Source organism: Candidatus Polarisedimenticolia bacterium (genome assembly GCA_035764505.1).
GTDB lineage: Bacteria > Acidobacteriota > Polarisedimenticolia > Gp22-AA2 > AA152 > AA152.
Window position 1 is genome coordinate 1 of the sequence record DASTZC010000062.1, and the last position, 11,534, is coordinate 11,534.

Consider the following 11,534-nt stretch of genomic DNA (forward strand, 5'->3'; position numbering starts at 1 on the left):
ATGTCGCACTCCTATGGGCTGGGAAACCTGATCATGCCGCTCGTCCTGCAGGGAACGGCGCTGCGCCTCGTGGAAGACCCTCTTCCCGATCCACTGCGGCAGGCCTTGGGCGGCGCCGACTCGCTGGTTTTTCCCGGGGTCCCGGCGCTGTTCGACATGCTTTCCGTCCTTCCGGAAAGTGATGCCCGCTTCGCGGGGCTGCGGCTGTGCATCTCGGCGGGGGCGCCGCTGCGCGCCGCGACCGCCGCGGCTTTCCGGCGGCGCTTCCATCTGCCGGTGCGGACTTTCTACGGCGCTTCGGAGTCGGGCGGCATCGCCTACGACGCCTCGGAGGCGGGGCTGGCGGCGGAGCAGGAGGAAGGCTGCGTGGGCACGCCGCTCCCGGGGGTCGAGATCCGGCTGGAAGGAGAGGAAGCGAGAATCGCGGTGAAAAGCGCCGCGGTCGCCAGCGGCTACCTCGAGGAGGGAACCGGCCGTCCGGACGAGGGAGTGTTCCGCGCCGGGAAGTTTCTCACCGGCGACACGGGCCGGCTCGATCCGCGCGGCCGGCTGACGCTGACGGGACGCATCGGCGCGCTGGTGAACGTGGCGGGCAGGAAGGTGAACCCGCTGGAGGTCGAGGCATTGCTGCGCCGGCTTCCGGGAGTGGGGGATGTCGCGGTGCTTGGCGTGCCGGACGAGGCGCGCGGCGAGAGCCTGGTCGCCTGTCTGGTAGCTCAGCCGGAAGTGACCCGCGAGACAATCATGCGCCGGCTGCGGCAGGATCTGACGGCCTACAAGCTGCCGCGGCGCATCGTTTTTCTGGAGGCCATTCCGCGCACCGAGCGCGGCAAGATCGATCGGGCGGCCCTGCTGCGCCGCGCCGGCGATCCCGGCGCCTCCGATCTCAGGCGCTGATCCCCCTCAGCCAGAGGGCGTAGGAGGCCCCGCCCCAGGCGTGGGCGCTAACCAGGATCCCCTCAGGTCCCGTGTCGAGCGCCGCCGCCACCAGGGCCAGACCTCCCGAAGCGGCGTGCGCGCCGACGACCGGCGCCACCGAGCGCAAGGCGGCGCCGGGGCACGCCGACTCCGCGGCGGCCCGCTCCGCTTCCTCGGCGGGTGTCCATCCACAGCTGTGCAGCATCACCGATCCGGGAGCGCCCTTCTCGCCGCGCCCGCCGGATGAGAGGGCGCGGCGCATCGCCGCCGCAATGGGAGCCGGATCGCGGCTCCAGCGGTTGGGAGCGCAGCCGGCATCAGAGGCCATGCCGCTGCCGGACAGCTCGGCGATGATGCGCGCACCGCGCCGGACAGCGGAGTCGTGGGTCTCGAGGACGAAGCAGGCGGCCCCCTCCCCCAGGTGCGAGGGGTCCCCGACCGCCGCGAGGGGGCGGCGCAGCGGCGGGCTCAGGATCTCCAATCCCCCGCAGAAGACCAGGTCGGCGCGCCCCGAGCGCAGGACCCGCTCGGCGGCGACCATGGCGGCGGCGGCCGAAGCATCGCCGCAGGTCAGCGTCATGCAGATGCCGCGCGAGTCGGTCTCGATGGCGGCCTGTCCGCTGGGAGCGTTGGCCACCGATTCGGCGAACAGGAACGGGCTGGCGGCGGCCATCCCGTCCCGGTGCAGCCCTTCCAGGTAGTCCCAGGTCATGTCGGTACAGCCGAAGCCCGACCCCAGCAGGACGCCACGCCGCTCGGGCGCCGGCCAGGGCGATTCGGAATCCTTCCGCCCCGCGTCGGATTGGGCCATCAGGCAGGCGATGGTCCAGATCTGCGAGAGCTCCCCCATCCGCCGCAGACGGCGCGCGGCAAGGTAGCGCTCCCGCTCGAAGGAAGGCAGGGAAGCGACGCGCATGGGGCGCGGGCGGCCGCGTGGTCCGGGATGCTCGGCCAGCTCTCCGAGGGGCCTGCCTGCCTGCAGTGCGGCGCGCAGGGAATCCGGGCCGATCCCGGCGGCGCTCAGGCATCCGATTCCCGTGATGACGACGCGGCTCATGGGACCCGTCGGAACAGAAGAGAGCAGTTCGCTCCGCCGAATCCGAAGCTGTTGGACAGCCCCATGTCGAACGCGGCGGGCCGCGGCCCGCCCGCTACCACGTCGAGGTGCATCTCGGGGTCGGGAGTCTGCCAGCCAAGGGTCGGTGGAAACCTCTGGTGTCGCAGGCTGAGGACCAGGATCGCCGCTTCCGCGCCTCCCGATCCTCCAAGCAGGTGTCCGAAGAGCGATTTGTTGGCGGTGAGCGGGATGCGAGCAGCGCGCTCCTTGCCGAACACCGCCATGATGGCCCGCGCTTCGGTAAGGTCGTTCAGGGAGGTGCCCGTCCCGTGGGCGTTGATGTGTCCGATCGCCTCCGGAGCGGTGCCGGAGCGCTGCAGGGCCTCGGCCATGGCTGCGGCCGCCCCGCGTCCTTCGGGATGCGGCGCGGTCATGTGCGCGGCGTCGCAGCTCGCCCCGTAATCGAGCAGCTCGGCCAGCGGCTGCGCGCCGCGTGCCTCGGCCTCCTCCCAGCTCTCCAGCACCAGGATCCCGGCTCCTTCCCCAAGCGACAGCCCCGCGCGCGCGGCATCGAAAGGCCGCGCCGGCCGTGCGTCGATCAGCCTGAGGGCATTGAAGCCGGCGTAGGTCATGCGGCAAAGCGCGTCGCCACCGCCGGCGATCATGCCGGGCGCCTCCCCGGAGCGAATGAGATCGGCGGCCAGCCCGATCGACAGTCCCGACGAGGCGCAGGCGGTCATGTTGGACAGCCGCGGGCCTGAGGCCTGCAGGCGGCGCGCCACCGCGTCGGCCGGGGTGGAGCTGGGAAGCCGCAGGAGGCGTGAGGGGCGCGCGGCCTGTGGAGAGCGCTCGATGGCCTCGCGGCAATAGATCTCCGACTCCAGCATGCCGGCGGTCGAGGTTCCAAGGCAGACGCCGAAGCGCTCCAGCTCCGGACGGCCTTCCAGTTCCGCCTGGCGGACCGCTTCGAGCGCTGCCGCGACACACAACGAGTCGGTGCGCGATGCCCGGCGCCGCTCGGAGCGCGGCCATCCGTCCACCTGCGGAAGGTGCCGGACCTGCCCGGCCACATCGCTCAGGCATCCGGCCGGATCGAAAAGGTCGAGCTTGTCGATGCCGCTCTTCCCTTCGAGCGCGTTTCCCCAGACTTCGCGGGCGTCGCGCCCCAAAGAGCAGATGAGACCCAGTCCCGTCACGGCCACCCGCCGGGACGGCGGCTGCGGGTGCCTCATGCCGGAGGGCCTTCGAGGACCTTGTACAGGGTGACGGGAGGCGTCAGGCGGAACCGGCGATGGATGCGCAGCACCGAATAGAAATAGGCGAGACGCAGGCGAACCGCCAGCGAAGGCTCCGAGTTCCCCGCCAGGAGGCTGATCACCGACTCGCGGACGCGGAAGCGTGCCGAAGGACGCAGGAAGATATCCATGAAGCCCGGCTCGTAGAAGCGCGACACGATCCGGGTGTAGGTGCGCACGTGATGGCGCACCTTGCGGGCGAAATCGGCGAACACGCGCGGGGAGAGGTCGGCGGCTTGCGGAGAGGTTCCCAGCGCCGCGTGCAGCGCGTCGGCCGCCATCTCGCCGGAGGACATGGCGAGCCATACTCCCGTCGAGAAGATCGGATCGATGAAGGCGGCGGCGTCCCCCAGCAGCAGGTAGCCATCCCCGGCGATCTCGCGGCACTCGTAGCTGTAGTCGCTGGCCGAGTAGACCTCGCTGACCCGCCGGGCGTTCTTGACCCGCTCGTGCGCCGCGGGGGCGCGGCGCAGCGCCTCCTCCAGCAGCTTCTCGGGAGGCAGGGCGAGCTGGCGAAGCGTCGAGCCTTCCATCACCAATCCGACGCTCGTCCTCCCCTCGGGCAGCGGAATCATCCAGATCCAGCCGTCGCGCAGGACCACCATGACGATGTCCCCGGCGTAGCGTCCCTCGCCGCGCGGGATCCCTTCGTAATGCGCGAAGACGGCCGCTTTCCTGAGGTGCGGCGTCATGTCGCGCAGGCTGCGCTTGCCGGCCATGAAGGCGTCGCGACCGCTGGCATCCAGCAGGAAGCGGGCAGTCTCCTCGGACAAGGTGCCGTCGGCGCGGCGGATGGTCAGCCGGCAGCCGTCGCGGGCGGAGGGGGCCGCCTCGACCACACGCGTGGCCTCGTGCACCTGCGCTCCCTTGGCGCGGGCGTTGTTCAGCAGCATGGTGTCGAACTCGGAGCGCAGCACCTGGAAGGCGTACGGATGCCCGGGGACGAAGCCCTCCTTGAATTCGACGTAGCGGTTCGTGGAGCCGTCGGTGCAGTAGAGCCGCGCCCCCCACTTCTCGACGAACCGCCCTTCGAGCGCCTCCAGGACACCGAGGCGCCGGAACAGATCCAGGTTGTAGGGGAGGAGCGATTCGCCGATATGGAAGCGCGGGAATCTCTCCTTCTCGAACAGGACGACGTCCCGGCCGGCGGCGGCCAGCAGCGCCGCCGCGGTGGACCCGGCCGGACCGCCTCCGATGATGGCCACGTCATGCATGCGAGCCCTCCTGCGCGCCGGACGGATCCGGGGAATTCTTCCAGAAATCGTAGAAACTGAACCACTGATCGGGATATCGGGAAATAATCGATTCCATCATAGCCGCAACCTGCTGCATGGCGCGCTGCCGTTCGGCGGGGTCGCGCCGACCGGCGCCGCGCTCGAAGCGCAGCGGCTCGCTCGAGAGGATGCGGAAGCGGTCCTTGCGGCCGAACAGAATGAAGATCGGCAGGATGGGCGCCCCGGTGGCGATCGCCAGCTCCACCGGCCCGCTCGGCAGCGGCACCGTGCCGCCGAAGAAGGAGACCGGCATCTCGCCGGGACCGGCGGAGCGATCGGTCTGCAGGGCCACCAGCTCGCCGCGCTTCAGCGCCAGCATCAGCTCCACGCCGAGCATCGGCGCCCCAAGGTGGTGCGGCCGCAGGGTGGGGTTGTCCCTCGCCTCCGCGGCGTAGCGGGTAACCTCGGCCGGGTCCGTCTGCGCCATCACCACGTGGGTGGGAATCTCATAGGCCGAGAGCAGCTTGAGACCGAGATCCCAATGCCCCATGTGCAGCGTCGCGATAATCACGCCGTTACCCTCGCGGATCAGGGCGCTCAAGGCCCGGTCGGTCTCCTCCAGCCCATCCAGGCGATCGCGAAACTGATCGAGGCGCGCGCCACGCAGGCCGGCATAGCCCACCATGAAGCGGCTGAAGTTGTAGAACAGCCGGTAGGTGACGGCCAGACCCGCGAATCCGGTCTTGCCGGTGATGCGCCTCAGGTTTCGCCGGCTGGCGGCGCGCTCGCGATAGAAGCAGAGAAAGCAGAGGGTGGTCGTGAGGTGGTGGAGAGGAACCAGCACGACTCTCGGAAGCTTCGGGGTGACGCGGAGAATCAGCTCCCAGGAAAGGGGAGTGTTGAAGCGGTGCGTATACCAGCGCCGGCCGCGCGGTACCGGGGCGGACCCGTCGGGGGAAGCGAGGGTGGACGGGGCTTCCAAGGAGCCTCCTGGGTCCGGGACGGATGAAATGGTAGACAATCGCGGAGCATGCGGCAAGGGGCGCGCCGACAATGCCTCAGGGCGCGTCGTCGTAGGCGGCGGCACAATTGTCCTTGAAGCGGTCGGCGTAGCCGCTGTAGTCCTTGTATTGCGGCAGGTCGGCGCTCGCCAGGAACTGGTCGCGCGGCGTCCCCTTCTTCTTCGCCGCGGCTGCCAGCTGCAGCACGTCGGCGATGTACTGTCGGAAGACCTTCAGCCCCGCGACGTCCATGACCACGCCGTGGCCGGGGATCACCTTGGTGTCGGATGCCACCTTGGGGATGACCTTGTCCAGCGCCGTGAGATACCCCTTCGCCGATCCGCCTCCTTCCACGTCGATGAACGGCACGACGCGGTTCCAGACCAGATCGCCGCCGTGCAGCACCTTCGCCTTGCGGAAGTAGACCACGCTGTCGCCGTCGGTGTGCGCCGGGGGCGTGTGCCAGATCTCGATCGTCTCATCCCCGAGGACCAGCCGCAGCTCGGAGTCGAAGGTCAGGAAGGGGGCCGCGATCTCCTCCACCTTGACCTTGCGGGCCCATTCGATCTGCTCGGCGTAGAACTTCGCCGCGTCCTGCTTGCCCGCCTTCTGTGCCTCCGCCAGCTTCTGCGGGTATTCCTTGAGGATCTGCGCCGGCGAGGCGAGCATGCGCTCGCGCACCTTGTCGTGCGCCACGATAATCGCGAAGGGACGGAAGACGGGATTGCCTCCCGTATGGTCCTGATGGTGGTGCGTGTTGAGCAGGTACTTGATCGGCTTGTCGGTGACCTTCTTGATCTGCTCAACGATCCCGGCGGCGATGTTCTCGAACTGCGAGTCGATGACGAAGACGGCGTCGGGTCCGACGTAGAAGCCGACGTTGCCGCCGCGGCCATATAGGACGCTGACGTTGCCGGACAGCGCCTCGCGCTTGAAGATCTCGTCGGGAGAGCGGTCGTGATGGGACTGGGCGGCGAGGTTCCCCGCCGCCAGGACGGCACACAGAAAGAGCAGGCAGGCCTGGCGCATGATCGGTCTCTCCAGATTCACCGCGGTTTCGGCGCGGATGGCCTTCAGGAAGGGGCCGGCGCCGGCTCGAACTCGTCCTGAATCTCCCCGAAAATCTCCTCGATGATGTCCTCCATCGTCAGGATCCCCATGGCCCGGTCCTGCTCCATCACCGCGGCGATGTGGATACGCCGGCGACGCATCTCCCGCAGCATCATGTCGATCCGATCGCTCGCCGCCACCTCGAGCAGCGGGCGCAGCAGGCGATCCAGGTCAAGGCGCTGCCGATCGGCGGGGGAGAGCCAGGCGAGATCCTTGATGTTGATGACGCCGACGAACCGCTTCCCCTCGCGGTCGGCCACGGGATAGCGCGTATGTCCCCACTTCCGGGTGCGGACCAGATTCGCCTCGATCGTCAGCTTGGGATCCCAGACGACGGTGCGGGAGCGGGGCACCATCACGTCGAGCGCCTTCTTGTCCGAGAAGCGGGTGGCCCGCTGCATGATCTCCATCTCGGCGGAGGAGAGTATCCCCTGGTGCGAGGATTCGGTAAGGACCATACGCAGCTCCTCCTCCGACTGGCGGACCTCCTTCTCGTGCGGCCGGATTCCCAGCGAGCGCAGTGCCAGCATGGAGGCGCCGTTCATCAGCCACAGCAGCGGGAAGGCGACCAGGTAGAAGATCCGCAGCGGGATGGCGAGGCGGACGGTGAGCCTTCCGGGTCGGCGGATGGCCGCCGACTTCGGGACCAGCTCGCCGAGGATGATGTGCATCAGCGTGATCAGGGCGAAGGCGCAGGCCAGGGCAGCGGAGTGCACCGCCAGCAAGCCGAAGCCGAGGGGCCGGAACATCGCCTCGAAGAGGGGAGCGAAAGCCTCCTCGCCGATCCAGCCCAGCCCCAGGCTCATGATGGTGATTCCGAGCTGGCAGGCCGAAAGATACGAGTCCAGATGATGCAGGATGCCGGCGGCGATGCGGGCGCGCGGGTCGCCGGAGAGCTCGATCTCGCGCAGCCGGGTGGGACGCACCCGGATGATCGCGAACTCGGCCGCCACGAAGAAGGCGTTGCCCAGCACCAGCAGCAGCGCCGCGACGATCCGGAACGCGATACTCAAGAGGCTCAAGCAGGGTCCCTTTCCGCTCCACGGCGCGAGGCGAGGCCCAGAAGATAGCCGGATTGGGTCGGGATGTAAATTGGGCGACGGTCGCGCTGCGGAGGGTTACTTTTGGGCGAGCACCGAGCGCGTGCGGGTTGCGGGATCGGGAAGGAATCGCTTGTAGTGCGCCCAGGCGTGATGGTCGCGCCTCAGGATGAAGTCGCGGAACTCCTCGAAGTGCATGCTGTAGTTGCGGAAGGCTTCGAGGTAATCGGCGTGGGTAAGCCCGGGGTATTCCCCTTCGTCGGCCTGCGCCAGGTTGTAGCCCCACGCCACCGCCTCGTAGAAATGCCGGTCCGTCTCCGAATCGCCGAAAGAAGGGGTGGGCGTGGCATCGCCGCGCGCCAGGTGGCGGGCGTGGAAGTATTCATGATCGATCAGGAGGAGCCCCCAGCCCAGGCTGCGGTCCGCCTCGCGCGAATCGGCATAGACGATGATGTCGTTCTTCACCCCGCGTCCCAGCATGGGCGCATCATCACGGAGGGTCGGGTCAATGCCACCGGAGCGCACCAGACCCATATAAAGGGTAGCCGGGTGGAAGCGGCTGGGGCCGACCCGGATGCTACCCACGAAGCGGGCATAGTCGGGATGCAGCTTCGCGAGCAGCGCCTGGAAATCATCTCCCGTGGCGATGGGGACTCCGGCCGATCCCAGGGTTGCGGAAAGACCGAATATCGCGAAAAAGACTCCCCACCTGCGGCCCATATGCGACCACTCCCTTCATTCAAAGCCTTGATGGATACGCCTTTCGGCGAAACGCTCCGTGGCTAGATCTTCCTAGTACGCCGAGATCGCCCACCCTGCAAGGAAAAAACCAGTAAAAACCTGTAGGCCGCGGCTCTCGAATCGCAGGGCGGACTTCGGCAAGTTTGGCGGGCTTCCCTTGACAATAAGGCAGGGGGATATCTACTATCTCAGCGCCTCGGGACTGCTATGTCTTTCCAGGGAGACTGATATAAATGCCCAGAGATACGTATACGACCAATGATGCGGTCGCCCGGCGAGTCTATCGCGCCCTGAAGACACCCACCGATAACAATCGACGCACCGATCCGATCCTCGCCTTCCATTTCAAGGCGAAGGGGGACTCGGTCATCATGCGGTGCAACAAGCAGCCCGAAATCAGCGTAAAAGGGAAGGATCAGACGGCCGGCGAGGTGAAGTTCTTTGCTTATTCGGACTTTGCCGATTACGATGAGCACAACGTAATCTTCAAGCTGCGGGATGAAATCACCCTGGTGGAGCTGTATGGCCGCGGCTCCGTGGAGCCGATGCAATGGGAAAGCTGGGAGAAGTTCGCACGGTGGCTGGACGGATTGACGGAGGATGGAATTCAGATCTCCCTGAAGCTCCCCTGCCTGGTCTACGAGGGGGTCCGCAAGCAGAAGCCCTCCATGCAGAACTACATCGTCGAAGCGATCAAGAAAAGCCTGAAAGCCAGGGACAAGGAATAGCCGCCGCATGAGACCTGCGGAGCGCTGGCCGCTCGGTTTCGCCGCCCTCCTCGCGCTCGGCCTCCTTGCCGCCGGCCCTGCGCCCGAGGTGCCCAAGCCCCTTCCTTTCTACGATCCGGCGCAGCTGCGCCCGGGGATGGTGGGGACGGGACGGACCGTCTTCCAGGGCGTGACCCCCGAAGAGTTCAAGGTGGAGATCCTGGGGGTGTTGAGCAACGCCATCGGCCCGCAGCAGGATATGATCGTCGCCCGGCTGCATGGTGACAACGTGGAACGCACCGGGGTCATCGCCGGGATGAGCGGCAGCCCGGTAATCCTGGACGGCAAGATCCTCGGCGCCGTCTCCTACCGGCTCGGAACTTTCGAGAAGGAAGCGATCGCCGGGATCACACCCATCCGCGACATGCTGCGTGCCGCCGAGATGCCCGCGCGCTCGGGCCGGACCACCGCCGCCTCCATCCTCCAGGAGTGGACCTCCCCCCCTTCCGCCGTGACGAGCGAGGTTGCCGCAGGCATCCCGTTCCCAGGCGAGGCGGCGCGGCTGGTGCCGATCGCCACCCCCCTGGTCTTCGCGGGCTATCCGGAAGAGCTGATTCGCCAGGTCACTCCCATCTTCGCCTCCCGCGGCCTGGAGCCGACGGCCGGCGGCGGGGGATCGTCCACGGCGGGACAGGATTACGCCGTCGAGCCGGGAACGGCGATCGCCGTGCCCCTGGTACGGGGCGACCTGAGCATCGCCGCGACCGGGACGCTGACCCACGTAGAGGGGAACCGCGTCTGGGCCTTCGGCCATCCTTTCCTGGGACTGGGGGCGGTGCGCTACCCGATGTCGCGTGCCGACATCGTCATTACCTATCCCTCGCTCCTGGGCTCCTTCAAGATCTCCAATTCCACCTCGCTCATCGGGACGCTGCAGCAGGATCGCCTCACCTGCATCGAGGGGTCCTTGGGGCCCGCGCCGGAAATGCTCCCCATCGAGGTGGCCGTCGATTTCCCCACGGGGCAGCGCAAGCTTTCCTTCGAGGTCGTCCACGACGACACCCTGACGCCGCTGCTGGTGGGGCTGTCGGTGCAGGCGAGCCTGCAGCGCGTGCTGGAATACTCCGCGGAATCGACACTTCAGGCCCGCCTGGAGGTGGTGAGCGAAGGTCATCCGACGCTGAAGCACGACATGGTCGAATCGGATCTCGGAGGGCCCCAGGCCTCCGCCTCCGCGAGCATCGCCCGGGAAATCGCCACGCTGTTCGGCCTGGTCTACGGCAACCGCTTCGAGGACGTCCGGGTGAAATCGGCCCGGCTCAGCGTCGCGGCGGTGCCCGACGCGAAGCTGGCGAAGATCGGCGAGCTGTCGGTGACCCCCGCCCTGGTGCGTCCCGGTGAGGAGGTCTCGGTCCGCGCCACGATCGAGCCGTATCGCGGCCCCGCCATCCTGCGGGAATTCAAGGTGAGCGTGCCGCCGGAGACTCCGCGCGGGCCGCTGAGCATCGTCGTCTCCAGTGCCCGGAACCTCAACGGGCTGGAAGGCGCGGTCCTGCAGCAGCGCTTCACCGGGACCCCGGGAGTCGACGAGATGATCGCCTTTTTCAATTCCCTGCGGCGTGACGACGTGCTCTACCTCCAGATGACGCGCCGCGGCCAGGGGGCGGTGGTGGAAGGGGAGACCCTGCCGGCACTTCCCCTGTCGGTACTGTTCACCCTGAGCAGCAACCGCCATTCCGGCGAGGAATATGCCGCGCCGGAGCTGCCCGTGCTGGAGACGATGCAATCCACCGAATTCGTGCTGACGGGCGGTCGCCGCACCGTCGTTCAGGTTCGCTGACATTCGACTCGGAAAGGGAGGAGGCATGTCGCTCGGGCGGAAGCGCGCAATCGGATGGGTGCTGGCGGCGGTCGTGGGGGCCGTGGGGCTCCCGGCCTGGGGGGCCTCTTCGCAGGTGTGGAAGAACCGCACCCGCTCCGAGCGCGAGCCGGGAGAGCTGAAGGGTGTGGCCCTGGGGACCGACGGCATGCTGGGGCTCGGCCCCGCCTTCGCAACGATCGCCACCTCCGCCGATCCTTACCTGTGGTCTCTGGCGAGGGATTCGAAAGGGACGATCTACGCGGGAGGCGGCAACGAGGGGAAGGTCTATCGCCTCGGCAAGGGAGGCAAGCTGGAGCTTTTCTTCGATGCCCCCGAGCTCGAGGTGCATGCGCTCGCGGTCGATTCGAAGGACCAGCTCTACGTCGGCACCTCGCCGCGCGGCAAGATCTACCGGATCACTCCGGCGGGAAAGTCGGAGGAATACTTCACGCCGGGCGAAACCTACATCTGGTCGCTGCTCTTCGACTCCAAAGGAACGCTCTACGCCGGCACCGGCACGCAGGGGAAGCTGTTCAAGGTGACGGGTCCCGGCAAGGGGGAAGTCCTCGCAGACACCGAGGAGACGCACA

Annotated in this window: 11 protein-coding genes; 4 read left to right on the forward strand and 7 right to left on the reverse strand. The window is 67.7% G+C overall.

Annotated features, from left to right (window positions below; genetic code table 11):
- On the forward strand, positions 1-897 hold an 897-nt coding region (locus VFW45_04435; protein HEU5180014.1), incomplete at its 5' end, for a fatty acid--CoA ligase family protein.
- Here the strand turns inward: VFW45_04435 and VFW45_04440 are convergent.
- The 7 genes from VFW45_04440 to VFW45_04470 all read right to left on the reverse strand — a co-directional run bounded on the left by VFW45_04440 (position 887) and on the right by VFW45_04470 (position 8,355).
- Positions 887-1,975 (reverse strand): beta-ketoacyl synthase N-terminal-like domain-containing protein, encoded by a 1,089-nt coding sequence (locus VFW45_04440; GenBank protein HEU5180015.1) that lies wholly within the window; start codon positions 1,973-1,975, stop codon positions 887-889. The two genes, VFW45_04435 and VFW45_04440, sit on opposite strands and share 11 nt — an antisense overlap.
- Positions 1,972-3,207, reverse strand: coding sequence for a beta-ketoacyl-[acyl-carrier-protein] synthase family protein (locus VFW45_04445; protein ID HEU5180016.1), 1,236 nt, complete (start codon positions 3,205-3,207; stop codon positions 1,972-1,974). The genes VFW45_04440 and VFW45_04445 overlap by 4 nt, the downstream gene beginning before the upstream one ends.
- Complete coding sequence (locus VFW45_04450) at positions 3,204-4,484, reverse strand: FAD-dependent oxidoreductase (protein HEU5180017.1); 1,281 nt, start codon at positions 4,482-4,484, stop codon at positions 3,204-3,206. The genes VFW45_04445 and VFW45_04450 overlap by 4 nt, the downstream gene beginning before the upstream one ends.
- Positions 4,477-5,466, reverse strand: coding sequence for a lysophospholipid acyltransferase family protein (locus tag VFW45_04455; protein HEU5180018.1), 990 nt, complete (start codon positions 5,464-5,466; stop codon positions 4,477-4,479). The genes VFW45_04450 and VFW45_04455 overlap by 8 nt, the downstream gene beginning before the upstream one ends.
- A gap of 76 nt (positions 5,467-5,542) precedes the next feature.
- Positions 5,543-6,514: an MBL fold metallo-hydrolase gene (locus VFW45_04460; protein HEU5180019.1), complete on the reverse strand. Its 972-nt coding sequence runs from the start codon at positions 6,512-6,514 to the stop codon at positions 5,543-5,545.
- A gap of 44 nt (positions 6,515-6,558) precedes the next feature.
- A complete protein-coding gene (locus VFW45_04465; protein ID HEU5180020.1) occupies positions 6,559-7,617 on the reverse strand; it encodes a hemolysin family protein in 1,059 nt (352 codons plus the stop codon).
- Between the two features lie 96 nt (positions 7,618-7,713).
- Complete coding sequence (locus tag VFW45_04470) at positions 7,714-8,355, reverse strand: hypothetical protein (GenBank protein HEU5180021.1); 642 nt, start codon at positions 8,353-8,355, stop codon at positions 7,714-7,716.
- Between the two features lie 254 nt (positions 8,356-8,609).
- On the opposite strand from VFW45_04470, the gene VFW45_04475 reads away from it, so the two are divergent.
- The 3 genes from VFW45_04475 to VFW45_04485 all read left to right on the forward strand — a co-directional run.
- On the forward strand, positions 8,610-9,104 hold the full coding sequence (locus VFW45_04475; protein HEU5180022.1) for a hypothetical protein: 495 nt from the start codon (positions 8,610-8,612) through the stop codon (positions 9,102-9,104).
- A gap of 7 nt (positions 9,105-9,111) precedes the next feature.
- Positions 9,112-10,923, forward strand: a complete 1,812-nt coding sequence (locus tag VFW45_04480) for a SpoIVB peptidase S55 domain-containing protein (protein HEU5180023.1) — start codon at positions 9,112-9,114, stop codon at positions 10,921-10,923.
- A 25-nt stretch (positions 10,924-10,948) separates the two neighbouring features.
- On the forward strand, positions 10,949-11,534 hold a 586-nt coding region (locus VFW45_04485), incomplete at its 3' end, for a hypothetical protein (protein HEU5180024.1).

What these genes read in the sequence shown, in the direction of transcription:
- VFW45_04470 (HEU5180021.1), bottom strand. Translation starts at nt 8,355, where the DNA reads ATGGGCCGCAGGTGGGGAGTCTTTTTCGCGATATTCGGTCTTTCCGCA.
- VFW45_04460 (HEU5180019.1), bottom strand. Translation starts at nt 6,514, where the DNA reads ATGCGCCAGGCCTGCCTGCTCTTTCTGTGTGCCGTCCTGGCGGCGGGG.
- VFW45_04450 (HEU5180017.1), bottom strand. Translation starts at nt 4,484, where the DNA reads ATGCATGACGTGGCCATCATCGGAGGCGGTCCGGCCGGGTCCACCGCG.
- VFW45_04475 (HEU5180022.1), top strand. Translation starts at nt 8,610, where the DNA reads ATGCCCAGAGATACGTATACGACCAATGATGCGGTCGCCCGGCGAGTC.
- VFW45_04445 (HEU5180016.1), bottom strand. Translation starts at nt 3,207, where the DNA reads ATGAGGCACCCGCAGCCGCCGTCCCGGCGGGTGGCCGTGACGGGACTG.
- VFW45_04440 (HEU5180015.1), bottom strand. Translation starts at nt 1,975, where the DNA reads ATGAGCCGCGTCGTCATCACGGGAATCGGATGCCTGAGCGCCGCCGGG.
- VFW45_04480 (HEU5180023.1), top strand. Translation starts at nt 9,112, where the DNA reads ATGAGACCTGCGGAGCGCTGGCCGCTCGGTTTCGCCGCCCTCCTCGCG.